The sequence below is a fragment of the Streptomyces sp. cg35 genome (genome assembly GCF_050410835.1).
Lineage (GTDB): Bacteria > Actinomycetota > Actinomycetes > Streptomycetales > Streptomycetaceae > Streptomyces.
Genome location: NZ_CP191268.1, coordinates 2,486,961 through 2,510,659, shown reverse-complemented (window position 1 = coordinate 2,510,659; position 23,699 = coordinate 2,486,961). Strand labels below are relative to the sequence as shown.

Annotated in this window: 19 protein-coding genes; 10 read left to right on the top strand and 9 right to left on the bottom strand. The window is 72.5% G+C overall.

The genetic code is table 11. From position 1 onward, the window contains the following. Positions 1 to 39 precede the first annotated feature (39 nt). Genes ACQUQD_RS11490 through ACQUQD_RS11480 form a run of 3 tightly spaced genes read right to left on the bottom strand, consistent with a single transcriptional unit; the run spans position 40 to position 1,959 of the window. Positions 40 to 942, bottom strand: coding sequence for an aminoglycoside phosphotransferase family protein (locus tag ACQUQD_RS11490; RefSeq protein WP_428951953.1), 903 nt, complete (start codon positions 940 to 942; stop codon positions 40 to 42). Between the two features lie 49 nt (positions 943 to 991). Next, positions 992 to 1,456 (bottom strand): ferritin-like domain-containing protein, encoded by a 465-nt coding sequence (locus ACQUQD_RS11485; RefSeq protein WP_428951952.1) that lies wholly within the window; start codon positions 1,454 to 1,456, stop codon positions 992 to 994. A gap of 5 nt (positions 1,457 to 1,461) precedes the next feature. Further along, positions 1,462 to 1,959 (bottom strand): hypothetical protein, encoded by a 498-nt coding sequence (locus ACQUQD_RS11480; RefSeq protein WP_428951951.1) that lies wholly within the window; start codon positions 1,957 to 1,959, stop codon positions 1,462 to 1,464. 218 nt (positions 1,960 to 2,177) lie between these two features. On the opposite strand from ACQUQD_RS11480, the gene rimP reads away from it, so the two are divergent. The 10 genes from rimP to ACQUQD_RS11430 all read left to right on the top strand — a co-directional run bounded on the left by rimP (position 2,178) and on the right by ACQUQD_RS11430 (position 14,478). After that, entirely contained in the window at positions 2,178 to 2,684 is a 507-nt protein-coding gene (rimP, locus tag ACQUQD_RS11475) for a ribosome maturation factor RimP (RefSeq protein WP_428951950.1), read from the top strand. A gap of 2 nt (positions 2,685 to 2,686) precedes the next feature. Then, entirely contained in the window at positions 2,687 to 3,706 is a 1,020-nt protein-coding gene (nusA, locus tag ACQUQD_RS11470) for a transcription termination factor NusA (RefSeq protein WP_428951949.1), read from the top strand. 103 nt (positions 3,707 to 3,809) lie between these two features. Beyond that, positions 3,810 to 4,088 carry a YlxR family protein gene (locus tag ACQUQD_RS11465; RefSeq protein ID WP_428951948.1) on the top strand — a complete coding sequence of 93 codons (279 nt, stop codon included), beginning with the start codon at positions 3,810 to 3,812 and terminating at the stop codon, positions 4,086 to 4,088. 146 nt (positions 4,089 to 4,234) lie between these two features. Then, positions 4,235 to 7,324 (top strand): translation initiation factor IF-2, encoded by a 3,090-nt coding sequence (gene infB / locus ACQUQD_RS11460; RefSeq protein ID WP_428951947.1) that lies wholly within the window; start codon positions 4,235 to 4,237, stop codon positions 7,322 to 7,324. A 137-nt stretch (positions 7,325 to 7,461) separates the two neighbouring features. Continuing rightward, a complete protein-coding gene (locus ACQUQD_RS11455) occupies positions 7,462 to 7,755 on the top strand; it encodes a DUF503 domain-containing protein (RefSeq protein WP_428951946.1) in 294 nt (97 codons plus the stop codon). A gap of 35 nt (positions 7,756 to 7,790) precedes the next feature. After that, positions 7,791 to 8,243: a 30S ribosome-binding factor RbfA gene (gene rbfA / locus ACQUQD_RS11450; RefSeq protein ID WP_428951945.1), complete on the top strand. Its 453-nt coding sequence runs from the start codon at positions 7,791 to 7,793 to the stop codon at positions 8,241 to 8,243. Between the two features lie 2 nt (positions 8,244 to 8,245). Beyond that, positions 8,246 to 9,151, top strand: a complete 906-nt coding sequence (truB, locus tag ACQUQD_RS11445; RefSeq protein WP_428951944.1) for a tRNA pseudouridine(55) synthase TruB — start codon at positions 8,246 to 8,248, stop codon at positions 9,149 to 9,151. Between the two features lie 229 nt (positions 9,152 to 9,380). Further along, positions 9,381 to 12,806, top strand: a complete 3,426-nt coding sequence (locus ACQUQD_RS11440) for a trypsin-like peptidase domain-containing protein (protein WP_428951943.1) — start codon at positions 9,381 to 9,383, stop codon at positions 12,804 to 12,806. 146 nt (positions 12,807 to 12,952) lie between these two features. Continuing rightward, on the top strand, positions 12,953 to 13,903 hold the full coding sequence (locus ACQUQD_RS11435) for a bifunctional riboflavin kinase/FAD synthetase (RefSeq protein ID WP_428951942.1): 951 nt from the start codon (positions 12,953 to 12,955) through the stop codon (positions 13,901 to 13,903). An 86-nt stretch (positions 13,904 to 13,989) separates the two neighbouring features. Next, positions 13,990 to 14,478 carry a carboxymuconolactone decarboxylase family protein gene (locus ACQUQD_RS11430; RefSeq protein WP_428951941.1) on the top strand — a complete coding sequence of 163 codons (489 nt, stop codon included), beginning with the start codon at positions 13,990 to 13,992 and terminating at the stop codon, positions 14,476 to 14,478. Positions 14,479 to 14,597: 119 nt separating this feature from the next. Here ACQUQD_RS11430 and ACQUQD_RS11425 read toward each other — a convergent pair whose 3' ends face one another. The 6 genes from ACQUQD_RS11425 to ACQUQD_RS11400 all read right to left on the bottom strand — a co-directional run bounded on the left by ACQUQD_RS11425 (position 14,598) and on the right by ACQUQD_RS11400 (position 23,489). Further along, positions 14,598 to 15,596 (bottom strand): oligopeptide/dipeptide ABC transporter ATP-binding protein, encoded by a 999-nt coding sequence (locus ACQUQD_RS11425; protein ID WP_428951940.1) that lies wholly within the window; start codon positions 15,594 to 15,596, stop codon positions 14,598 to 14,600. Next, on the bottom strand, positions 15,593 to 16,585 hold the full coding sequence (locus ACQUQD_RS11420) for an ABC transporter ATP-binding protein (protein ID WP_428951939.1): 993 nt from the start codon (positions 16,583 to 16,585) through the stop codon (positions 15,593 to 15,595). Before ACQUQD_RS11420 ends, ACQUQD_RS11425 begins: the two co-directional genes overlap by 4 nt. Continuing rightward, complete coding sequence (locus tag ACQUQD_RS11415; protein WP_428951938.1) at positions 16,582 to 17,505, bottom strand: ABC transporter permease; 924 nt, start codon at positions 17,503 to 17,505, stop codon at positions 16,582 to 16,584. The genes ACQUQD_RS11420 and ACQUQD_RS11415 overlap by 4 nt, the downstream gene beginning before the upstream one ends. Beyond that, complete coding sequence (locus tag ACQUQD_RS11410; protein ID WP_428951937.1) at positions 17,502 to 18,590, bottom strand: ABC transporter permease; 1,089 nt, start codon at positions 18,588 to 18,590, stop codon at positions 17,502 to 17,504. The genes ACQUQD_RS11415 and ACQUQD_RS11410 overlap by 4 nt, the downstream gene beginning before the upstream one ends. Before the next feature lie 81 nt (positions 18,591 to 18,671). After that, positions 18,672 to 20,555, bottom strand: a complete 1,884-nt coding sequence (locus tag ACQUQD_RS11405; RefSeq protein WP_428951936.1) for an ABC transporter substrate-binding protein — start codon at positions 20,553 to 20,555, stop codon at positions 18,672 to 18,674. A 273-nt stretch (positions 20,556 to 20,828) separates the two neighbouring features. Further along, positions 20,829 to 23,489, bottom strand: a complete 2,661-nt coding sequence (locus ACQUQD_RS11400; RefSeq protein WP_428951935.1) for an SCO5717 family growth-regulating ATPase — start codon at positions 23,487 to 23,489, stop codon at positions 20,829 to 20,831. Positions 23,490 to 23,699 lie beyond the last annotated feature (210 nt).

The following is a 23,699-nucleotide window of genomic DNA, read 5'->3' as shown; positions in this document are numbered from 1 at the left end:
GTTCCGGCGCCATCGGCGTCTTGGTGTCTCAGCGTGCTCTCAGAGCCAGCCCGCGAACTCCAGCAGGTTCTCCGCGTCCCGCTCCCGCCCCACGCGCAGCGCCCGCACCCCGGACTCCACCGCGCGGAACAGCGTCCAGCCGCGCAGCCGCGCCTGGTCCACCTCCAGGGACTCGGCCAGACGCTTCACCCGGCGGCGCGTGATGGCCGGCCCCGACGGCGAGCCGATCAGGTCCTCGACCCGGTCGCGCACGAGCCGCGCCAGATCGAAGGCGCACTCGCCGACGACCGGGTCGGGCCCGACCGCCAGCCACGGCGTCCGCTCCCCGGACAGCACCTTGGACTGCCGGAACGTGCCGTGCAGCAGCCGCAGTTCGGGCGGCGCGGCGACCAGCTCCTCGCGGGCCTCCAGCGCCGCGTCGACCAGCGGGGCCACCTCGGGGAAGGCGTCCACGCTGGCCCGCATCGCCGTCGCCTGCCGGCCCGTGCGCTCGGGCACCGTCTCGCAGTTGCGCCCGGCGGGCGGCTCCGTCCACAGCCGGCGCAGTGTCCCCGCCGCCTCCAGGAGAGCCTTCGCCTCCGGCAGCGTCCGCACGGAGACCTCGGGGTGCAGCCGCTCCAGGAGCAGCGCCCCGTCGTTGGTCCCGGGATCCAGCAGGCGCACGGCCCCGAACCCGTCCCAGTGCGTCAGCGCGGCCCGCTCCGCCTCCGGACGGAACCGCTCCGGCGCCAGCTTCAGGACGGCGGGCGCACCGTCCGCCGTCCGGACATGGGCGACCAGGCTGCTGCGCCCGCCGGGCACGTGCACCCGCTCCACGGTCACCCCGCGCAGGGCCGCGGCCTCGGCGAGCAGGACATCGATCTGGCCGAGCCACGCCGACGCCCCGTCGTCGCGCACCTCGCCGAGCGCGTTCACCAGCCGCTGCGGCGGTTCAAAAGCCATGCGCGAGAGATTCCCTTCAGAACTACAGGACTGCTTGTGTACGCGTCACTCACGTACGCGGGGTCGCCGACGGCGACGCGGACGGCACCGCGGCCCGTTCGGCGAGCCCAGGGAAGGCTACGCTCCCGCCGCGCCAGCGCACCGCACGGACCGCCGCCTCCCGCAGCGCGTCCGCCGCGGCCCGGCGCCGCTCGCCGCTCGCCGCCCGGACGAGGTCCGAGTACACCCCGGCGACCTTGTCCTCGATGTCGGCCGCGAGCCGGGCCGCGGCGGCCGAGTCCGGCACCGGGAACGGCAGCGCGTACGCCCCCGCCGACTCCTCGGGGCTGCCGCCCAGGTCCCGCACGGTGCGCCGCAGTTCGTCCCGGCGGGCGCGGTGCGCGTCGTACGCGGCCTTCGCCTCGTCGCGGCGGCCCGCGCGGACCCGGCCGCCGACCACCCCGTACCCGTACACCGCCGCGTGCTCGGCGCGCAGCGCCGCCTGCACCGTCGCGAGCAGGTCGCTCTCGCTCATCCCCGTCAGCCCTCCGTCAGCAGATACGCGTGCCCGGCCCCGGCCGCCGCCACCGAGGCGAGCAGCCGCGCCTGTTCGGCGGGAGCGTCCACGAGCGCCGCCAGCCGCCGGTCCGACAGGGCCCGCTCGGCCGCCGCCAGCGCCTTCAGTACGTCCTTCTCGGCCACCGGCGACGTCGTCGGCGACGGGGCGAGCGCCGACGGCCGGGCCGCCCCGCCGAACGCCTTCACATGCCGCTCGACCTCCGAGCGCAGCGGTCCGAGCCGGGACGCGAGCGAGGGGTGGGCGGCGAGCGCCTGGTCGTACTGCCCCAGCAGATCGGCGCTCTCCCGGGCCGCCTGCGCCCGCAGCCGCTTCTCCTGCGAGACGGCGGGCGCCCCCCGGCCGCCCTCGGTCCCTTCGTCGCCGCTGCCCGAACATCCGGTCAGCAGCGCGGCCCCGGCCAGCGAGGCGAGCAGACTCCTACGGCGTGGCCCCGGTCGGGCCTGAGTGGTGAGCGGCACGGCGGTCGTCCTCGGCATGAAGGTGCGGCGGAAAGCAGCGGGACACAGAAGGCTCAGAAAGGTTTCGGCACGACCGAAGACGGAGCGGCCGGTGATCACCGTACCGTCGCCCCCTCCCCGGTGGACGGCAACACCCCCCTGGACCGGATACCCTTTGACCTGACGCGCATGGAATGCCGGCAAACCACAACAGCACACGCGGCCGAGGAGTCACCCGGATGAGCACCACCCAGAACGAGAGGCTGCGGGAACTACTGGAACCGCTCGTCAGCTCACAGGGGCTCGATCTCGAAGAGATCGAAGTGGCCTCGGTAGGACGCAAGCGGGTGCTGCGCGTCGTCGTCGACTCCGACGAAGGAGCCGATCTCGACCGGGTCGCCGATGTGAGCCGCGCGCTCTCGGCGACGCTCGACGAGCCCGGTAACAGCACCGTCATGGGCGACGGGGAGTACGAGCTCGAGGTCGGGACCCCGGGCGCCGAGCGCCCGCTCACCGAGCACCGTCACTACGTCCGCGCGACGGACCGCCTCGTGAAGTTCCAGCTGACGGACGACACCGAGCTGGTCGCGCGCATCCTCGAGGTCGACGACGAGGGCCTCGACCTCGAAGTACCGGGCGTGAAGGGCCGCAAGGCGACCGCCCGACGGCTCGACTTCACGGACATCGCCAAGGCGCGTGTCCAGGTCGAGTTCAACCGCAAGAACAAGAACGAAGAGGAGGCGTAGCCGTGGACATCGACATGAGTGCCCTGCGGGGTCTGGTCCGGGAGAAGGAGATCTCCTTCGATCTGCTGGTCGAGGCGATCGAGTCGGCCCTCCTCATCGCCTACCACCGCACCGACGGGAGCTTCCGTCGCGCCCGCGTGAAGCTCGACCGCGAGAGCGGCCACGTGACGGTGTGGGCGACTGAGGACCCGGCGGACCTCGAAGAGGGCCAGGAGCCCAAGGAGTTCGACGACACCCCCTCCGACTTCGGCCGCATCGCCGCGACCACCGCGAAGCAGGTCATCCTGCAGCGGCTGCGCGACGCCGAGGACGACGCGACGCTCGGCGAGTACGCGGGCCGCGAGGGCGACATCGTCATGGGCGTGGTCCAGCAGGGCCGCGACCCGAAGAACGTGCTGGTCGACATCGGCAAGCTCGAGGCGATCCTGCCGGTGCAGGAGCAGGTGCCGGGCGAGGAGTACCCGCACGGCCAGCGGCTGCGCTCGTACGTCGTCCGCGTCGCGAAGGGTGTGCGCGGCCCGTCCGTGACCCTGTCGCGCACCCACCCGAGCCTGGTGAAGAAGCTCTTCGCGCTCGAGGTGCCGGAGATCGCCGACGGGTCCGTCGAGATCTCGGCCATCGCCCGTGAGGCCGGCCACCGTACGAAGATCGCCGTGCGCTCCACGCGCAGCGGGCTCAACGCCAAGGGCGCCTGCATCGGCCCGATGGGCGGCCGGGTGCGCAACGTGATGGGCGAGCTGAACGGCGAGAAGATCGACATCGTCGACTGGTCGGACGACCCGGCGGAGATGGTGGCCAACGCGCTGTCCCCGGCCCGTGTCTCCAAGGTCGAGATCGTCGACCTCGCGGCCCGTTCGGCCCGGGTGACCGTCCCGGACTACCAGCTCTCCCTCGCCATCGGCAAGGAGGGGCAGAACGCCCGGCTCGCGGCCCGGCTCACCGGCTGGCGCATCGACATCCGCCCGGACACCGAGCAGACCGGCCCCGAGGGCGGCGCCCGGGACACCCGGGGCGGGGAATAAATCCAGGCGCTGTGCGTTTGGACCACGACAGTATGTGACGAGAAACAGCCGTTCGATTTTTACCCCGAATGGGTGAGGTCGGTACGGGGAGGTAGACTTAAGCGTGTCTGGCCGGACGCATGCCCGCGCATGCCCAGAGCGAACCTGTGTGGGATGCCGGGAGCGAGCGGCCAAGAGCGAACTGCTGCGGATCGTGGTGACCGAGGGCCGATGCGTCCCCGATGATCGCGGTACGCTGCCCGGCCGGGGTGCCTACGTGCACCCCGCCCCGGTCTGTCTCGACCTGGCGGTCCGCCGCCGGGCGTTCCAGCGGGCGTTCAAAGCCCCTGGACCGTTCGACACGGAGGCGCTGCGCCACCGAGTCGAGCAGGCAACACCGTAAGACGTGCCGTACGGGGCCCCCGTGCGGTCCTGGTACCCCGCGAGTTGGAAGTAGGTCGAGATTGCGATGAGCACTCGATGAGCACGCGATGAGTACGCCCATGAAGTAGCGACGGTCCGGCGTAACCCGGACCTAAAAGGAGCGAAGTGGCTAAGGTCCGGGTATACGAACTCGCCAAGGAGTTCGGCGTAGAGAGCAAGGTCGTCATGGCCAAGCTCCAAGAACTCGGTGAATTCGTACGTTCGGCGTCCTCGACGATCGAGGCGCCCGTTGTACGCAAATTGACTGACGCCCTCCAGCAGGGCAACGGGTCCGGCAAGCCTGCCGCGGCCCGCAAGGCCGCGCCCGCGAAGCCCGCGGCGCCGCGTCCCACCCCTTCCCCCGCGCAGGCCGCGAAGCCTGCCGCGCCGCGCCCGCCGGCCCCGAAGCCGGCCGCCGCGGAGAAGCCCGCCGCCCCGGCCGCGACGCCGGGTCCGCGTCCCACCCCCGCCCCGAAGCCGGCTCCCAAGCCCGCTTCGCCGGCTCCGGCCGCGCCCGAGTTCACGGCGCCGCCCGCTGCCCCGGCCGCCCCGTCGGCCCCGGCCGCGAGCGGCCAGAGCGGCCAGAGCGGTCCGCGGCCCGGCGCCCGTCCCGGTGCCCCGAAGCCCGGTGCCCGTCCGGCTCCCGGCCAGGACCGGGGCCAGGGCCAGCGTGGCGACCGCGGTGACCGTCAGGGCGCCCCGCGTCCCGGCGGCCAGGGCGCCCGTCCCGGTGGTGCCCGTCCCGCGGGTCCCCGTCCGGGCAACAACCCCTTCACCTCTGGTGGCTCCACCGGCATGGCGCGCCCGCAGGCGCCCCGTCCGGGCGGCGCCCCGCGTCCCGGCGGCCAGGGTGCCCCGGGCGGTCCCCGCCCGCAGGGCGGCGGCCAGGGTGGTCCCCGTCCGCAGGGTCAGGGCGGCGCCCGTCCGACCCCGGGCGGCATGCCTCGTCCGCAGGGCGGCGCGGCCGGTCCGCGTCCCGGCGGCGGCCCCGGTGGCAACCGTCCGAACCCGGGCATGATGCCGCAGCGTCCCGCCGCGGGCCCGCGTCCCGGTGGTGGCCCCGGCGGTGGCCGTGGTCCCGGCGGCGGCGGTCGCCCGGGTGGCGGCGGCGGTCGTCCCGGTGGCGGCGGCTTCGCCGGTCGTCCCGGTGGCGGCGGCGGTGGCGGTTTCGCCGGCCGTCCCGGTGGTCCCGGTGGCGGTGGCGGCGGCTTCGCCGGCCGTCCCGGCGGTGGCGGCGGTGGCCGTCCCGGCTTCGGCGGTCGTCCCGGCGGTCCGGGTGGCCGTGGTGGCACGCAGGGTGCGTTCGGCCGTCCCGGCGGGCCCGCCCGTCGTGGTCGCAAGTCGAAGCGTCAGAGGCGCCAGGAGTACGAGGCCATGCAGGCCCCGTCGGTCGGCGGCGTCATGCTGCCTCGCGGCAACGGACAGTCCGTCCGCCTGTCGCGCGGTGCTTCCCTGACCGACTTCGCGGAGAAGATCAACGCCAACCCGGCGTCGCTCGTCGCCGTGATGATGAACCTCGGCGAGATGGTCACCGCCACGCAGTCCGTCTCCGACGAGACGCTGAAGCTTCTCGCGGACGAGATGAACTACCTCCTCGAGATCGTCAGCCCCGAGGAGGAGGACCGCGAGCTGCTCGAGTCCTTCGACATCGAGTTCGGCGAGGACGAGGGTGGCGAGGAGCTCCTCGTCGCGCGTCCGCCGGTCGTGACCGTCATGGGTCACGTCGACCACGGTAAGACCCGCCTGCTCGACACCATCCGCAAGACGAACGTCATCGCGGGTGAGGCCGGCGGCATCACGCAGCACATCGGTGCGTACCAGGTCACGACCGAGGTGAACGACGAGGATCGCAAGATCACCTTCATCGACACCCCCGGTCACGAGGCCTTCACCGCCATGCGTGCCCGTGGTGCGAAGTCGACCGACATCGCGATCCTCGTGGTCGCGGCCAACGACGGTGTCATGCCGCAGACGGTCGAGGCGCTCAACCACGCCAAGGCCGCCGAGGTCCCGATCGTCGTCGCGGTCAACAAGATCGACGTCGAGGGTGCCGACCCGACCAAGGTGCGCGGTCAGCTGACCGAGTACGGCCTGGTGGCCGAGGAGTACGGCGGCGACACCATGTTCGTCGACATCTCCGCCAAGCAGGGTCTGAACATCGACTCCCTGCTCGAGGCCGTGGTCCTGACCGCGGACGCCTCGCTCGACCTGCGGGCCAACCCGGAGCAGGACGCGCAGGGTATTGCGATCGAGTCCCACCTCGACAAGGGCCGCGGTGCCGTCTCGACGGTCCTGGTCCAGCGCGGCACGCTGCGCATCGGCGACACGATGGTGGTCGGCGACGCGTACGGCCGTGTCCGGGCGATGCTCGACGACAACGGGAACAACGTCGAGGAAGCGGGTCCCTCGACCCCCGTCCTCGTGCTCGGTCTCACCAACGTCCCGGGTGCCGGCGACAACTTCCTGGTGGTCGACGAGGACCGTACGGCCCGTCAGATCGCCGAGAAGCGTGCCGCTCGCGAGCGCAACGCCAACTTCGCGCGCCGCGGCGTCCGGTTCTCCCTGGAGAACCTGGACGAGGCCCTCAAGGCCGGTCTGGTGCAGGAACTCAACCTCATCATCAAGGGCGACGCGTCCGGTTCGGTGGAGGCTCTCGAGTCCTCGCTGCTCCAGCTCGACGTCGGCGAAGAGGTCGACATCCGCGTCCTGCACCGCGGTGTGGGTGCGGTCACCGAGTCCGACATCAACCTGGCGACCGGCTCCGACGCCATCGTCATCGGCTTCAACGTCCGGGCAGCCGGCCGTGCGCAGCAGATGGCGGAGCGCGAGGGCGTCGACGTCCGGTACTACTCGGTGATCTACCAGGCCATCGAGGAGATCGAGGCGGCCCTCAAGGGCATGCTCAAGCCGGAGTACGAAGAGGTCGAGCTCGGCACGGCGGAGATCCGCGAGGTCTTCAAGTCGTCCAAGCTGGGCAACATCGCCGGTGTGCTCGTCCGGTCCGGAGAGGTCAAGCGCAACACCAAGGCGCGCCTGCTGCGCGATGGCAAGGTCATCGCGGAGAACCTCAACATCTCCGGTCTGCGTCGCTTCAAGGACGACGTCACCGAGATCCGCGAAGGGTTCGAGGGCGGTATCAACCTCGGCAACTTCAACGACATCAAGGTCGACGACGTCATCGCGACGTACGAGATGCGCGAGAAGCCGCGCGCCTGACCTGAGCGTCAATGATCGGGGCCGGTCGGCGGGACTTATTTCCGTCGATCGGCCCCGGCCGTTGCGTGTACGGTTCCCGTATCGGCGTACAAGCGTTGCGCCCATACGAACCCGAACCGGCGGGCATCCGGACACACATGTATGTGGGGACTCTGTCCTTCGATCTGCTCCTCGGCGACGTCCACTCGCTGAAGGAGAAGCGCTCTCTCGTCCGTCCGATCGTGGCCGAACTCCAGCGCAAGTACGCGGTGAGCGTGGCGGAGACGGGCAATCAGGACCTCCACCGCAGGGCCGAGATCGGGCTCGCGGTGGTCTCCGGGGACACGGGACACCTCACCGACGTACTGGACCGCTGCGAGCGGCTGGTCGCCGGGCGGCCCGAGGTGGAACTGCTCTCGGTTCGACGCAGGCTCCACAGCGACGAAGACTGAAGCAACAACGCAAGACAGTTACTAAGGAGACGGCAGTGGCCGACAACGCGCGCGCCAAGAGGCTGGCGGACCTCATCCGAGAGGTGGTGGCCCAGAAGCTGCAGCGCGGGATCAAGGACCCGCGGCTCGGCACCCACGTCACCATCACGGACACCCGCGTCACGGGTGACCTGCGGGAGGCGACCGTCTTCTACACCGTGTACGGGGACGACGAGGAGCGGGCCGAGGCGGCCGCCGGTCTGGAGAGCGCCAAGGGCATCCTGCGCTCCGCGGTCGGCGCAGCGGCGGGCGTGAAGTTCACGCCGACCCTGACCTTCGTGGCGGACGCCCTGCCCGACAACGCCAAGACGATCGAGGACCTCCTCGACAAGGCGCGGGCCTCCGACGCCCAGGTGCGGGAGGCGTCCGCGGGCGCCACGTTCGCCGGTGACGCCGACCCGTACAAGAAGCCCGAGGACGACGAGGACGAGACGGACGGCGACGCCTGAGCATGTCCGACCGCACCCCTGTGCCCGACGGCCTTGTCATCGTCGACAAGCCGTCGGGCTTCACTTCGCACGACGTCGTGGCCAAGATGCGCGGGATCGCCAAGACCCGCCGCGTCGGCCACGCGGGCACCCTCGACCCGATGGCGACGGGCGTCCTCGTGCTCGGCGTCGAGCGTGCCACCAAGCTCCTCGGCCACCTCGCGCTGACCGAGAAGGAGTACCTGGGCACCATCCGCCTGGGCCAGAACACCCTGACCGACGACGCCGAGGGCGAGATCACCTCGTCCGCCGACGCGTCCGGGGTCCGGCGCGAGGCCGTCGACGCGGGCATCGCCAAGCTGACCGGCGACATCATGCAGGTGCCGTCCAAGGTCAGCGCCATCAAGATCAAGGGCGTGCGCTCGTACAAGCGGGCCCGGGACGGCGAGGACTTCGAGATCCCCGCCCGCCCCGTCACCGTCTCGTCCTTCGCGGTGTACGACATCCGGGACGCGGTCGCCGAGGACGGCACCCCGGTGCTCGACCTCGTCGTGTCCGTGGTCTGCTCGTCGGGCACGTACATCCGGGCACTGGCCCGGGACCTGGGCGCCGACCTCGGGGTCGGCGGCCACCTGACCGCGCTGCGCCGCACCCGCGTCGGCCCCTACAAGCTGGACTCGGCGCGCACCCTGGACCAGCTCCAGCAGGAGCTGACCGTGATGCCGGTGGCCGACGCCGCGGCCGCCGCGTTCACCCGCTGGGACGTGGACGAGCGCCGCGCGAAGCTGCTCCTGAACGGCGTACGCCTGGAGATGCCCGGGGAGTACGCCGGGCGCGGTCCGGTCGCCGTGTTCGGCGCGGACGGGCGTTTCCTCGCGCTGGTCGAGGAGTCGAAGGGCAAGGCGAAGAGCCTGGCCGTCTTCGCCTGACGATCCCGGTTCCTCCGGTGGAGCGGCGGCCGCCCGGTCAGGGGCGGCCGCCGCTCCACGTTCCCCCCTCCCAAGGGTCTGTCCGCCACGCGCGTCGACTTCACCCCATCGAGCAGGCGCTCGGAGTGAACCGGGGGAGCGGAAGGGGGCGCGTTCGCCTCGCGTCCCGTCCAGCTGATCACCGCGCGCCTACCGTCGGGAAGACGGGGTGTGGCGGGAGGTTCGAGGCATGGTGGATCCGCCGCTGGTACGGATCTGTGATCTGGCCGGGCGGCCGCGCGGGACGGGGTTCGTCGCGGACGACCGCGGGACCGTCGTCACCAGTCATGAGGCGGTGGACGGGCTCGGGCGCGTGGTCCTGCACGCGCCGGGCGGTGCCACCTGTGTGGTGGGACGCGAGGCGGTGGTCGAACTGCCCGCGGTGGACCTCGCGCTGGTGCGCACCGACGGGCTCGGCGCGGCGCCGCTGCCCGTCGGGGCCGGGCGGGCCAAGGAGGCGGGGGCCTATGTACGGATCCCGGCCGGCGGCTGGCGCGAGGCCCGGGTGCTCGGGCACACCGACGTGACGTACACGGCCACCGACCGCTTCCATCTACTGGAGAACGCGATGGAGCTGGCCGTCGGGACGGCAGGCGCCGACGCGCTGCGGCTCGGCGGCGGCGCCGCGGGCGGTCCCGTCCTCGACGCGACGACGGGCGCCGTGGTCGCCGTCCTCGGCACCGCGCTGCAGGCCGGGCACCGGGCGGCCGGATTCGCGGTGCCGCTGCACGCGGCGGCCGGCGGGGACCCGCGCCTCGCCGACGTGCTGGCGCGCAACGCCGTGACCGTGCCCGCGTACGGCTCCGATCTGAACCTCGCCGGGGTGCTGCACCTGACCGCCGTCTCGGTGGGCAGCGACGGCCCGGGCGACGCCGCCGTGACACCGGTCGAACGGCCGGATGTGGCACGTGAGTTGGCGGACTTCATGGCGAGCGGGGCGTCCGTGCTGGCGCTCGTCGGGGAGCCGGGCAGCGGCCGTACGACGGAACTGGCGGCGCTCGCCGCACGGCGGGCCGGCGGGGAGAGCGCCGCGCCGACACTGTGGCTGCGCGGCGCGGACCTGCGCGGCGACGACACCTCCGTGACCGACGCCGCGGGGCGCGCCCTGGAGCGGGCCGGCCGGATCGTCGCGGCGTCCCGGGGCAGTGAGCCCGGCGCGCTGGGGGACATCTCGCCGGAGCACGTCGCCGCGGTCGCGCGCGCGGCGGGGCAGCCGCTCGTGCTGCTGCTCGACGGGCCCGAGGAGATGCCGCCCGTGCTCGCGCTCCGGCTCGCCGCGTGGTCCCGGGAGACCGAGCGGCGGCTGGCGGGCCCGGAGATGCGGCTCGTTGTGGCGTGCCGCGCGGAGTACTGGGAGCAGGCCGGGGCGCTGTTCGGCGGCGACGTGCTGCACGGGCGGCCGGGGCGGCTGCCCGCGTGCGTCCGCATCGGGGATCTGCCGGCGGAGCAGGCGCGGCGGGCGCGCGAGCGGTTCGGGATCGCCGAGGACGCGCTCGCGCCGAGGGACGCGGGACATCCGCTCGCGCTGCGGCTGCTGGGCGAGGTGCGGGCGGCGCTGTCCGGGGAGGTGGCCGGGTGCCCCGACCGCGACGAGGTGTTCGCGGCCTACCTGGATCTGATGTGCCTGCGGGTGGCGGTGCGGCTGGCGGCCGCCGCAGGTGTGCGGGGCACCGGGGTGCGGCGGCTCGCGGCACGCGTGTCCGGGCAGGTGCACGAGGCGGCCCGGCGCTGCCTGGGGCCCGGGCAGGGGGAGCTGGACCGGAAGACGTTCGAGGAACTGTTCCCGTGGGGTGCGTGGGGCGGGGTGAGCGGGTGGGCGTCGGCGGTGCTCGCGGAGGGGGTGCTGGTGCCCGCCGGGAGCGGATACCGGTTCGGGCACGAGGAGGTGGCCGACTGGGTCCAGGGAATGCATCTGGATCTGGACGCGGCGCTGGACGCGCTGGTGTTCCGGCGGCGCAGCGGGGCGTCGGTGCCGGTTCCCCGGCATCGGGCCGGGCCTGTGGTGCGGGCCCTCTTGCTGGTGGAGCGGCAGCGGGACGCCGGTGCGCTCGAGCTCACGTTGCGGGAGCTGGGCGTTCGGCTCGCGGGGCTTTCGCGGGGGCCCGGTGCATCCGCGCCCGGCGCCGGGGAGCCGCCTCGCCCACCCTGCCGCCCCGGGCGGCGGACTGCCCAGGACGACCGAGTCGCGTCGATGGACACCGAGGCCGACTGGTGGGCAGGTCACTTGCTCAGTGAAGTGTTGCTGCGCGTACCGGACGCCACCGCCTATCTGTCCCTGCTCGAAGAACTCGCCGACGCGGGCGTGTTCGGGAGCTGGTTCTGGATGGCCCTGCCCGTGGACGACGACACCCGGTTCGAGCTGCTGCGGCGACTCGTCGTGCACGACGCGCGGGAGCCGGGCGGGCGCTACCTCGACGCCGTCGCCGCGTCCCTGGAGGCCGAACCGGGGCGGGTGCAGCGGCGCCTCACCCGGTGGTTCCACGACGAGCGGCCGCTGCCCGCGCTGCCCGACGCCACCGTGGCGACCGCCGCGCAGGCCCTGCTGCACACCCATCGGCGCCGTGCCGTCGACGACCTGATCGAGGCGCTCGTCGACTGCGCGCACCCGCGGGCCGACGAACTGCTCGCCACCCTCGCCGACGAGGAGCCGTCCGCGCTGTGCCGGGCCGTCGACCGGTGGGCGCACGACGAGCGGCCCGCACGGCACGTGGCGGCCGTGGCGTACGGGCCCCGGGCGGCGGCCCGGGTGACGACCGAGGCCGACCGGGGTCTGCTGCGGTACGCCGCGCTGGCCCTGCTGGCCCGCCCCTCCGACTGCACGCTGCACGGCGCCGCGCTCGCCCTGCTCGTACGGGATCCGCAGTCCCGGCCCGTATACCTGGCGCCGGCGCTGAAGCGGTTCGAGGCCGGGGACCCGCAACTGCCCGCGGCCGCGCTGGCCGCGGCCCTCGGCACGCACCCGGACCCGGTGTTCGCGGCGTTCCGGACCCGGCTCCGGGAACCGGGTCCGGGCGCCGGGGACGTGCTGCGCACCCTCGCCGATGTCACGACGCCCGCTCTCGCGCGGCGGGCCGCCACGCTCGTCGCGGAGCTGGCGCAGTCCGGCCCCGAGGAGACGGCGGGGCAGGTGGCGGTCTTCGTCGACCGGCGCCTGGAGCACGGGGTGTCCGCGCGCGCCGTGCTGCTCCCGCTCGTCGTGGGCGTGCTGCACCGCGGGCCCGTCGCCGTCCGGGCCGCGCTCGCGCCCGTCCTCACCGCGCCCGGCACGGCCGCCTCGCGCGAGCTGCGGGCCGAGCTGCTCGACATCCTGCTCGGGCAGGAGCGCGAGCCGGCCGTCCTGGACGCCGTGCTGCGCGCCGCGGCGTGGGGCGCCGCACGGCGCGGGCAGCCGCGGACGCGGGAGCTGGTGCACCGGACGGGGGCGCTGCTCGTCCGCACCCCGGAGGGCGCCGCGTGCTTCGACCGGCGGCTCGTGGAGCTGGCGCGGACCGTGCCGGGGTTCGCGAGCCTCGTGTCCCGCTGGCTGGGTGCCGCGCAGCAGGAGTGGGCGGCGCTGGTCGGTCCCAGCGCCCGGCGCATGATCGAGAACCTCGCCGGGGTGCGGGTCCCCGCCTGACCCGGCGCCCGGCCCTACCCTGCCCGATGAGAGGCGTGGGCGGTCGGCATGGCACTCTTAGACCTGCGTATTCGGCAAGAGACGCAGAGACAGCAGAGACCGCACAGACGGAACCGTCGTACACAGGTTTGCGAGGAGCAATCACCGTGCAGCGCTGGCGTGGCTTGGAGGACATCCCCCAGGACTGGGGGCGCAGCGTCGTCACCATCGGTTCCTACGACGGCGTGCACCGCGGGCATCAGTTGATCATCGGCCGTGCCGTGGAGCGGGCCCGTGAGCTGGGCGTCCCCGCGGTCGTCGTCACCTTCGACCCGCACCCCAGCGAGGTCGTGCGCCCCGGCTCGCACCCGCCGCTGCTCGCCCCGCACCACCGGCGCGCCGAGCTGATGGCCGACCTCGGTGTCGATGCCGTGCTGATCCTCCCCTTCACCACCGAGTTCTCGAAGCTGTCGCCCGCCGACTTCGTGGCGAAGGTGCTCGTCGACAAGCTGCACGCGCGCGTCGTCGTCGAGGGCCCCAACTTCCGCTTCGGGCACAAGGCCGCGGGCAATGTCGCCTTCCTCGCCGAGCAGGGCGAGACCTTCGACTTCGAGGTCGAGGTCATCGACCTGTACGTGAGCGGATCCGCCGGGGGCGGCCGGCCGTTCTCCTCCACGCTCACCCGGCGGCTCGTCGCCGAGGGCGATGTCGAGGGGGCCCGCGAGATCCTCGGCCGGCCGCACCGTGTCGAGGGCGTGGTCGTCCGGGGCGCTCAGCGCGGCCGTGAGCTGGGCTTTCCCACGGCCAACGTGGAGACCCTGCCGCACACCGCGATCCCCGCGGACGGCGTCTACGCCGGGTGGCTGCACGTGAACGGCGAGGCGATGCCGGCCGCGATCTCCGTCGGGACGAACCCTCAGTTCGACGGCACCGAGCGCACCGTCGAGGCGTACGCCATCGACCGGGTGGGACTCGACCTGTACGGGCTGCACGTGGCCGTGGACTTCCTGGCGTTCGTGCGCGGCATGTCGAAGTTCGACTCGCTCGACCAGCTCGTCGAGGCCATCGCGAACGATGTGAAGCGGTCCCGTGAGCTCGTCGAGGAGTATGAGGCGTAGGTCACATCCAGGGCATGTCACAGACGGGCCCGCCCGTTCCGTCCCGTAGGTGGAAGCAGCACTCACCACGGCACAGGGAGCCCGTCATGGAAGCTCGTCTGAACATGTTCGCCAGCAAGTCCGCCACGGGGTTCGTCAAGCGTCTCGTCGCCGCGCACATGCCGGTCATGGAGTCGGGGCTGCCGGCCGCGACGCAGGAACTGGTGAAGATCCGCGCCAGCCAGATCAACGGCTGCTCGGGGTGCCTCGACATGCACACCAAGGAGGCCGCTGCCGCCGGTGAGACCGCGCAGCGGCTCAACCTGATCGCGGCCTGGCGGGAGGCCAAGGTGTTCACCGAGGCCGAGCGCGCCGCCCTCGAGGTGACGGAGCAGGGCACCCGGCTCGCGGACGGGGCCGGCGGCGTCACGGACGAGGCGTGGGCCGATGCCGCGAAGCACTACGACGAGGACCAGCTCGGCGCGCTGGTCTGCCTGATCGCCGGCATCAACGCCTTCAACCGGCTGAACGTCATCGTCCAGCAGCCGGCCGGCGACTACGAGGCCGGCCAGGCGGCGGCGTTCCACCGGGATTGAGCGGTGGATGGCCGGGTGCGGGAGCGTAGGGGCTCGTCGCGCAGTTCCCCGCGCCCCGGGGAACTGCGCGATCGGCCACGACGGACCCGCACCCGCCGACGATCCCTCACCGGCAGACGCTACGGCGCACCCTCAGCCACCCGGGCCCGCGCCCAGTGACAGGCCACCTGCGCCTCGGCCCCGCCGGACAGCACCGGCAGATCCTCGTTCCGGCACGCGTCGGAGACACCCGCCCGCTCGGCCTCCCCTCCGGCGAGGACCTGGCACCGCGCATGGAACCGGCAGCCACCAGGAATCCGCGACGGGTCCGGCGGCTCGCCGGTCAGCACCACCGGATCGCCGGGCGCCTCCGGCAGCACCGACAACAGGGCCTGGGTGTAAGGGTGCTGGGGTGAGGTCAGCACCTCCTCCACCGCGCCCGTCTCCACGATCCGGCCCAGATACATCACCGCCACCCGGTCCGCGATGTTCCAGGCCAGGCCGAGGTCGTGCGTGACGACCAGCGCCGACAGCCCCAGTTCGTCGCGGAGCTTCAGCAGCAGCGCGAGGATCTCACCCCGCACGGACGCGTCGAGCGACGCCACCGGCTCGTCCGCCACGATGAGTTCGGGCTCCAGGACCAGCGCGCCCGCGATCACGACACGCTGGCGCTGCCCGCCGGACAGCTCGTGCGGGTAGCGCAGGAAGAACCGCTCGGGCGGCCGCAGCCCGGCGCGGGACAGGGCGTTCGACACCGCCTCGCGCTCGTCCCCCGCGTACCCGTGGATCCGCAGGCCCTCCGCCACCGCGTCGTACACCGTGTGCCGCGGGTTGAGCGAGCCGCTCGGGTCCTGCAGCACCAGCTGCACCCGCTTGCGGTACGCCTTGAGCGCCCGGGAACCGTAGTTCAGCGGCTCACCGGCGAAGCTGACCCGCCCCGACGTCGGCCGCTCCAGTCCGAGCAGCGTGCGCGCCAGACTGGTCTTGCCGCAGCCGGACTCGCCGACCAGGGCCACGATCTCGCCCGGCGCGATGTCCAGGTCCACCCCGTCCACGGCCCGCGCCTCGGGTGCGCCGCGCCGGCCCGGGAACGTCACCTGCAACCGGTCGGCGGACAGCAGGGGTTCGGTGTCCGTCATGCCGTCGTGCTCCTTGCCTCGACGGCCGGCGCCCCGGCCTCGTCCGATACGTGCACACAGGCCGCGCGGCGCCCGGCCCCCGCGTCCCGCAGCGTCTGGTCCTCGCTCGCGCAGACGTCGAGCGCCACGGGACAGCGCGGGTGGAACGTGCAGCCGGGCGGCAGCGCCGACGGGTCCGGCGGATCGCCGGGCAGGCCGCGCGGCGCGAACCGGGACGCCGGGTCGCCGATCGTCGGGAACGCCGCCGACAGGGCCTTGCCGTACGGGTGCAGCGCGTTCTCGTACACCTGCAGGGCCGGGCCCTCCTCGACGACACGGCCCGCGTACATCACCGCGAGCCGGTCACACGTGTCGGAGAGGACCGCCAGATCGTGGCTGATCATGATGAGCCCGAGGTCCTGCTCCGTCACCAGCTGCTCGATCAGGCGCAGGATCTGGGCCTGGATCATCACGTCCAGGGCGGTCGTCGGCTCGTCCGCGATGATCAGCTCTGGGTCGCAGGCGAGCGCCATCGCGATCATCACGCGCTGGCGTTGGCCGCCGGAGAGCTCGTGCGGGTAGGCGCTCGCGCGCGCCGCCGGAAGACCCACGTGCTCCAGCAGCTCGGCGACCTTCTTCTTGGCGCCCGCCGGTGTCGCCTTCTTGTGCAGCAGGATCGGCTCGGCGATCTGGTCGCCGATGCGGTGCACGGCGTTGAGCGAGTGCATCGCGCCCTGGAAGACGACCGAGGCACCGGCCCAGCGCACCGCGCGGACCCGGCCCCACTTCATCGTCAGCACGTCCTCGCCGTTGAGCAGGATCTCGCCCGAGACCTTCGTACCGGCGGGCAGCAGCCGCAGCAGCGCCAGCGCCAGCGTCGACTTGCCGCAGCCCGACTCGCCCGCGATGCCGAGCTTCTGGCCGGCCTCGACGGACAGGTTCACCCCGCGGACGGCCTCGGCCCCGCCGGCGTACGTCACCGTCAGGTCGTTCACCTGAAGCAGCGTCATGACCGCACCCCCAGCTTCGGGTTGAGGACGGACTCGATCGCGCGGCCGCACAGCGTGAACGCCAGGGCGACGACGGCGATGGCGATGCCGGGCGGGGCCAGGTACCACCAGTCACCCGCGCTGACCGCGCCCGCCTCCCGCGCGTCCTGGAGCATGCCGCCCCACGAGGTGATCGTCGGGTCGGACAGGCCGAGGAAGGCGAGCGTCGCCTCCGTCAGGATCGCGGACGAGATGATCATGGTGGTCTGGGCGAGGACCAGCGGCATCACGTTCGGCAGCACGTGCCGGGTCATGATGTGGCCGTGGCCGCCGCCCAGCGCGCGGGAGCGCTCGATGTACGGGCGGGACTCCACCGCGAGGGTCTGCGCGCGCACCAGCCGGGCCGTCGTCGGCCAGGTCGTCACGCCGATCGCGATGATCACCGTCCACATGGAGCGGTCCATCACCGTGGCCAGCGCGATGGCGAGCACCAGGGTCGGCATCACCAGGAACCAGTCCGTGACACGCATCAGGACCGTCGAGTACCAGCCACGGAAGTGCCCGGCGACGATCCCGATGACCGTGCCGATCGCCACGCACAGGAACGCCGCGAGCAGGCCCACGGTGAGCGAGACCCGGGCCCCGTACACCAGCAGCGCCAGCACGCTGCGGCCGAACTGGTCGGTGCCGAGCGGGAACTCACCGCTCGGGCCCTCCAGCGGTCCGCCGGGCGCGTCGGTGACGCTCTGCGAGTCCGCGCCGACCAGGGCCGGGGCGAACACGGCGATGAGCGCGATCAGGATCAGCAGGCCGAGGCCCCACAGGCCCCCCTTGTGCGCCCGGTACGAGCGCCAGAAGCGGGCCAGGGACTGGCGCTTGCGGGCCCGCGCCAGGGCCCGCGGATTGCCCGTCTTCGTGACAGGAGCGGTCTCGGTCGTCATCGGCCCACCCTCGGGTCGAGCAGCGGATAGAGGATGTCGGCGAGGGTGTTCGCCAGGATCACCGCGGTGGCGAAGACGAAGAACAGGCCCTGGACCAGCGGGAGATCGGGCACGGACAGGGCCGAGTAGAAGAGCCCGCCGAGGCCCGGCCAGGAGAACACCGTCTCGACCAGGATCTGCCCGGCGACCACGTGCCCGAGGTTCACGAACATCAGCGTGAACGTGGGCAGCATGGCGTTCGGCACGGCGTGCTTGCGGCGCACCACGTCGTCCCGCAGGCCCTTGGCGCGCGCGGTCGTCAGATAGTCGCTGCCCATCTCGTCGAGCAGCGAGGAGCGCATGACGAGCAGCGTCTGCGCGTAGCCGACCGCGACGAGAGTGATGACGGGGAGGACCAGATGGTGCGCGACGTCGATGACGTACGCGAATCCGGTCTCGCCGCCCGATTCGAGACCGCCCGTCGGGAACATGCCGGGGATCGGGCCGATGCCGACGGAGAAGACGATGATGAGGAGCAGGCCCAGCCAGAACGACGGGACCGAGTAGAGGGTCAGGGCGAACGCGGTGTTGAAGCGGTCGCTCCTCGACCCGTTGCGCCAGGCCGTGCGAGTGCCCAGCCAGATGCCGAGCGCCGAGTACAGCACGTACGCCGTGCCGGTCAGCAGCAGCGTCGCCGGCAGCGCGTCGGTGATCTTGTCGATGACCGGGGTGTGGAACTGGTACGAGGTGCCGAAGTCGCCGGTCAGCGCGTCCCCGATGTACGACGTGAACTGCTTCCACATCGGCTGGTCGAGGCCGAACTGGTGGCGCAGGTTCTCCAGTTGCTGCTCGGAGACCCGCTTGCCGCCGGTCATCTGCTTGACCGGGTCGCTCGGGATGAGCCGGAAGAGGAAGAAGCTCGTGACGAGGACGGCGAAGAGCGAGACGACCGCGCCCGCGATCTTCGCCGCGGCGTACTGGAGGTACGCCTTGGTGTTGCGGGCCCGTGGGCCGCGGGCGCCCGTCGACGGCCCGGCCGGGGAGGCCGGGTCGCCGACGGGCGCGTCCGCGGACCGCACGAGCGCCGGAGTGCTGTCAGCTGTCATGGTCCACGCGATTCGTGCTCGAAGTGCTTGGCATGCGAACTCTCGTTGCTCGTGCGGGTGTTGACCGAACCTGTGGCGTGCCTACTCGCGGTCGTCCGCCGTGGTCCGGCGCCGCTTCGCGAAGAGAACACCGCCGCCGATGACGACGAGCGCGGCGACCACGATCCCGATCACGATGCCGGTGGAGCCCGACGAGTCCGAGTCGCCGCTGGAGGCGGTCGCCGGCTCGGCCGACCACCAGCTCCAGTAGCCGTCCTGGCCGTAGATGTTGCCGGCCGCCGTGGGCATGGTCTCGATGGACTTGATCTGGTCCGTGCGGTAGGCCTCCACCGCGTTCGGGTACGCCATGACGTTCATGTACCCGGAGTCGTACAGCCACGACTCCATCTGCTTGACGTAACCCGCCCGCTTGGCCGGGTCGTACTCGGCGAGCTGCTTGTTGTACAGGTCGTCGTACGTCTTGTCGCAGATGCCGTTGTCGGTCGCCGCGGTCTCCCGGGCCTTGGTGGGCAGGGCGGCGCAGGTGTGGATGCCGAGCACGAAGTCCGGGTCCGGGTTCACCGACCAGCCGTCGAAGGCGAGGTCGTACTCACCCGCGTACCAGGGCACGGAGACGTCGTCGACGCAGTTGAGCTTGAGGCCGACACCGATCTTCCCGTACCACTCCTTCAGGTACTTGCCGACGGCCTTGTCGTTCGGGTCGGTGGCGTGGCACAGCATGCGCAGGTCGAGCGGCTTGCCGTCCTTGCCGACGCGCTTGCCGTCCTTGAGCGGGTAGCCCGCCTCGTCGAGCATCTTGCCCGCGGCCGTGGCGTCGTAGGACAGCTTCTGGCTGTCCGAGGGCTTCCAGAAGTAGTCACCGAAGCGCGGCGGGATGTAGCCCTCGCCCTGCACGGCGTGGCCCTGGAAGACCTTGTCGACGATGGTCTTGGTGTCGACCGCGCGGAACAGCGCCTGGCGCACCTTCTGGTCGAGCAGCGCCTTGTTGCCGTCGCCGAACTTCTTGCCGTCCTTGGTCTGCCAGCCCGGATTCACCGCGATCGCGTAGAAGCGGCGGCCCGGACCCTCGTTGACCTTGATGTTCTTCTCGCCCTTGAGGGACGCCGCCTGAGCGGGCGTCAGGGCGGGGGAACCGGCGACGAAGGAGACCTCGCCCTTGCGCAGGGCGGCGACCGCGGCGTCCTGGTCCTTGTACGTCTTGAAGACGATCTCGTCGAACTGGGGCGTCTTCGATTTGCGCCAGAAGTCCTTGTTGACCTCGAGCTTCACGTACTGGTCGGTCTTGTACGCGGTCAGCTTGAACGGGCCGTTGCCGACGATCGGGAACTTCTCGTCGTTGTTGAACTTCGCGTAGTCCTTGACGTCCTTCCAGATGTGCTCGGGCACGATCGGAACGTCCAGAGCCGTCATCGTCGCCTGCGGCTTCTTCAGCTCGATGACGAGCTTGGTGTCACTGGGCGCCGTGACCTTCTTGAAGTTGCCGACGAACGAGCCGTTCGCGGTGGCCGCGCCCTCGTCCGTCATCATCTTGTTGAAGGTGAAGGCCGCATCCTTGGCGGTGGCCTTCTGGCCGTCCGTCCACTTCGAGTTCGACCGAATGGTGTACGTCCACGTCAACTTGTCGGCCGAGGACTCCCACTTGGTGGCGAAGCCCGGGACGACGTGGTTGTCCTTCGGGTCGTAGTTGGTCAGGAACTCGTTCGTCAGGCGGAGAATGCTCGTGCTGAGCAGGCGCTGCGCCAGGAACGGGCTCAGCGAGTCGACGCTCTGGGCGACCGCCACGGTGAGCGTCTTCTTGCCGCTGTCGGCCTTGGCCTGAGCCTGCTCGGGGGCCGGGTTGAGCGGCGTGGCCAGGCCCGCCGTCAGGGTGAAGGCGGCGGCACCGGCCGCCAGGAGGAGACGCACGCCGCGCTGTGCGGGGCGTGCTGTTCTGTGGTGCCGGTCTAGCTGAGCCTGTGTATCCATCGGTCGTGGACCTCGCGCATCGCTCGCACAGCATGGCTGGATCTGGGTTTCAGGTGGAATGAAGTGTTGGTTTATCAGCGGCAGTTGACGCACGTCAACGGCGTATGAACCCCATGTGGCCTGCGGAAATAACGAGTTGACCCGCATTTCACGCACATTGGTCGAGACCTCTGACGCTTTGCAGGCCAGGGCGTGGCGCCCGCAACGCGACGATATGCGCGGTACACGCGAAAGGCCCGCACCGTCCAACGGTGCGGGCCTTTCGGGGAGTTGCTACTGCTGAGGCGGCTGCGGCTGCTGCCACCCCGGGGGCGGACCGGCCTGCGGCTGCTGCTGCGGGGCGGGCTGCTGGCCTTGGGCCTGCTGCGGCGGAGGCGGCGGGACCTGCCAGCCGGGCTGCGGCCCCGGCTGCTGCGCCTGACCGGGCTGCTGCGGGGGCGGCCCCTGCGGCGGCATGCCCTGCGGTGGCGGCCCCTGGGGCGGCATGCCCTGCTGCGGCGGATACGGGGCGGGCGGCTGCTGACCCGGGTACGGCTGCTGACCCGGGTACGGCTGCTGCTGGCCGGGCATCGGCGGGGCCATGGTGGGCGGCTGCTGGCCGTCCGCCTGGGTCCACAGGCCCTGCTGCTGCTGGGCACGCACGAAGTCCTCGGCGACCATCGCGGAGAGGTTGAAGTACGCCTCCCGGACCTTCGGCCGCATCATGTCGAGGTCGACCTCGGCGCCGGCCGCCAGGTGCTCGTCGAACGGGACCACGACGACGCCGCGGCAGCGCGTCTCGAAGTGGCTGACGATGTCCTCCACCTTGATCATCTTGCCGGTCTCGCGGACCCCCGAGATGACCGTGATCGAGCGTGAGACGAGGTCCGCGTACCCGTGCGCGGACAGCCAGTCGAGCGTGGTGCTCGCGCTGGAGGCGCCGTCGACGGACGGGGTCGAGATGATGATCAACTGGTCGGCGAGGTCCAGTACTCCGCGCATCGCGGAGTACAGCAGACCCGTACCGGAGTCGGTCAGGATGATCGGGTACTGCTTGCCGAGCACGTCGATCGCGCTGCGGTAGTCCTCGTCGTTGAACGTCGTCGAGACCGCGGGGTCCACGTCGTTCGCGATGATCTCCAGACCGGACGGCGCCTGCGAGGTGAACCGCCGGATGTCCATGTACGAGTGCAGGTGCGGGATCGACTGCACCAGGTCACGGATGGTCGCGCCGGTCTCGCGGCGCACGCGGCGGCCGAGCGTGCCCGCGTCCGGGTTGGCGTCGATCGCGAGGATCTTGTCCTGCCGCTCGGTGGCGAGCGTCGAGCCCAGCGCGGTGGTGGTCGTCGTCTTGCCGACGCCGCCCTTGAGGCTGATCACGGCGATCCGGTAGCAGGAGAGCACCGGGGTGCGGATCAGCTCCAGCTTCCGCTGCCGCTCGGCCTCCTCCTTCTTGCCGCCGAGCTTGAAGCGCGCGTTGCCGCCGCCGGGGCGGGTGCTCTTCGCCTTCTGCCGCTTGTTGTTGAGCAGCCGGTCGGCCGACAGCTCCACGGCCGCCGTGTAACCGAGCGGGGCGCCGCCGACGTTCGTGGGCTGGCGCTGGTCGTGCTGCACGGGCTGCGGCCAGGCGGCACCGGTGCGCGGGTCCGCCGGGGCGGGCGGCTGCGGAGCGGCGTGCTGGGGCTGCGGCGCCGGTGGCTGCGCTCCCGGGTGGGGCTGCTGCGGCGGGAAGCCGTAACCGGTGCCCGGCTGCTGCGGAGGCTGCGGCTGAGCCGGCTGCTGCGGGTGACCCTGCGGCGGCTGCTGCACCGGCGGCTGGGGCTGAGGCTGGGGGAAGCCGTAACCGGGCTGCGGGGCAGGGGCGTTGGGCGCGGGCATCGGCGCGGCCTGACCCGCGGCGGGGGGCTGCGGCTGGGCCTGGGGCTGCGGGAAGCCGTAGCCGTTCCCGGGCTGGGGCTGGGCCTGGGGCTGCGCCTGCGGCTGGGGGAAGCCGTAGCCGCTCTCCGGCGGGGCCTGCTGGGGCACGGGCGCGGCCGGTGGCGCGGGCTGCTGGGGCGCCGCGGCAGCGGGCTGCGCGGGCCAGCCGGGCGGCGCGACGGGCGGCTGCTGCGCCGGGTCGGGCCCGGTCCACTGGGGCGCGGCGGGCGGCGCGGCCGGCTGGAAGGCCGGCGGCAGCGGCGGCACCCCGCCTTCCGGCGCGGGCGGCGGAGTCCAGGCCTCGGCCGGAGCGTTCGGCACGTCAGCGGCAGGCGCCGGGACCGCTTCGGGCGCCGCGGCGGCGGGCTCGGCAGCGCCGTCCGTGCCGGTGCCGGTGTCCGTGTCCTCGGCGGTGGCGGCTTCCGGGGCGTCCCCGGGCGTCTCCTTCTCGGCGTCCTCACCCGCGGCGGTGTCGGCGGGGGCGAGCGCGAAGCCCGGGTCGGCCGGAGCCTCGGCGGGCTCGGCGGCGGTGTCGGCCGAGGGCTCGGCGGTGGCATCGGGGTTGTCGTGGGCGCTCACCCAGGCACGCGGCGACTCGGTGTCGTCGCCGGCCGGGTCCGTGGCGTCCGGGGTCTGCGCGTCGGGGGCGGCGGGGGCGGCGGGGGTGTCCGGGCGGTCACCGAGGGCGGCCAGCTCCGCGAACTCCCGCTTCAGCGCGGACGCGGAGAACTTCATGGTCGCGCCGCTCTCCAGGTCCCCGTTCCCGGAACCGGACTCCGGCTCCGGCTCGGCGGGCGCGGCGGCGGCCGGAGTCGGAGCGGGGGCCGCCGGAGCGGGGGCGGGCACGGGAGCCGGCGGGGCCGGGGGCGCGGGCGGCTCGGGCGCGGCGCCGGACGCCGCCGCGTTCTGCGTGTACCAGGCCGGAGGGGCGTAGTCGATGGTGAACTCGCCCGTCATCTCGACACTGGACTCCGCGTCGGACTGATCATCGACGGGTGAATCCCAGCCCCCGCGGATACCGTCCCGATCGCTGTTCACAATGCCTCCTGGTGTGGTCGAGCACCCTCGTGCCGTGCTGGGGGGCGACCGCTTCTGTCGATCCGCCGGGCTGACCCCCTGGCCCCCTGACGCCCGCGGCACCCGCACACGGGTACGCACAACACGTCCTGTCCCAGCCTAATCACGAAAACCACGTGCACGGCAGGCCCGTCCACCCCGTCGCGGATGTCCGCTGCGTCACGTAGGGCC

What these genes read in the sequence shown, in the direction of transcription:
- ACQUQD_RS11440 (WP_428951943.1), top strand. Translation starts at nt 9,381, where the DNA reads ATGGTGGATCCGCCGCTGGTACGGATCTGTGATCTGGCCGGGCGGCCG.
- rimP (WP_428951950.1), top strand. Translation starts at nt 2,178, where the DNA reads ATGAGCACCACCCAGAACGAGAGGCTGCGGGAACTACTGGAACCGCTC.
- ACQUQD_RS11425 (WP_428951940.1), bottom strand. Translation starts at nt 15,596, where the DNA reads ATGACGGACACCGAACCCCTGCTGTCCGCCGACCGGTTGCAGGTGACG.
- ACQUQD_RS11410 (WP_428951937.1), bottom strand. Translation starts at nt 18,590, where the DNA reads ATGACAGCTGACAGCACTCCGGCGCTCGTGCGGTCCGCGGACGCGCCC.
- ACQUQD_RS11455 (WP_428951946.1), top strand. Translation starts at nt 7,462, where the DNA reads ATGTATGTGGGGACTCTGTCCTTCGATCTGCTCCTCGGCGACGTCCAC.
- ACQUQD_RS11485 (WP_428951952.1), bottom strand. Translation starts at nt 1,456, where the DNA reads ATGAGCGAGAGCGACCTGCTCGCGACGGTGCAGGCGGCGCTGCGCGCC.
- ACQUQD_RS11430 (WP_428951941.1), top strand. Translation starts at nt 13,990, where the DNA reads ATGGAAGCTCGTCTGAACATGTTCGCCAGCAAGTCCGCCACGGGGTTC.
- truB (WP_428951944.1), top strand. Translation starts at nt 8,246, where the DNA reads ATGTCCGACCGCACCCCTGTGCCCGACGGCCTTGTCATCGTCGACAAG.
- ACQUQD_RS11490 (WP_428951953.1), bottom strand. Translation starts at nt 942, where the DNA reads ATGGCTTTTGAACCGCCGCAGCGGCTGGTGAACGCGCTCGGCGAGGTG.
- ACQUQD_RS11405 (WP_428951936.1), bottom strand. Translation starts at nt 20,555, where the DNA reads ATGGATACACAGGCTCAGCTAGACCGGCACCACAGAACAGCACGCCCC.
- ACQUQD_RS11415 (WP_428951938.1), bottom strand. Translation starts at nt 17,505, where the DNA reads ATGACGACCGAGACCGCTCCTGTCACGAAGACGGGCAATCCGCGGGCC.
- ACQUQD_RS11420 (WP_428951939.1), bottom strand. Translation starts at nt 16,585, where the DNA reads ATGACGCTGCTTCAGGTGAACGACCTGACGGTGACGTACGCCGGCGGG.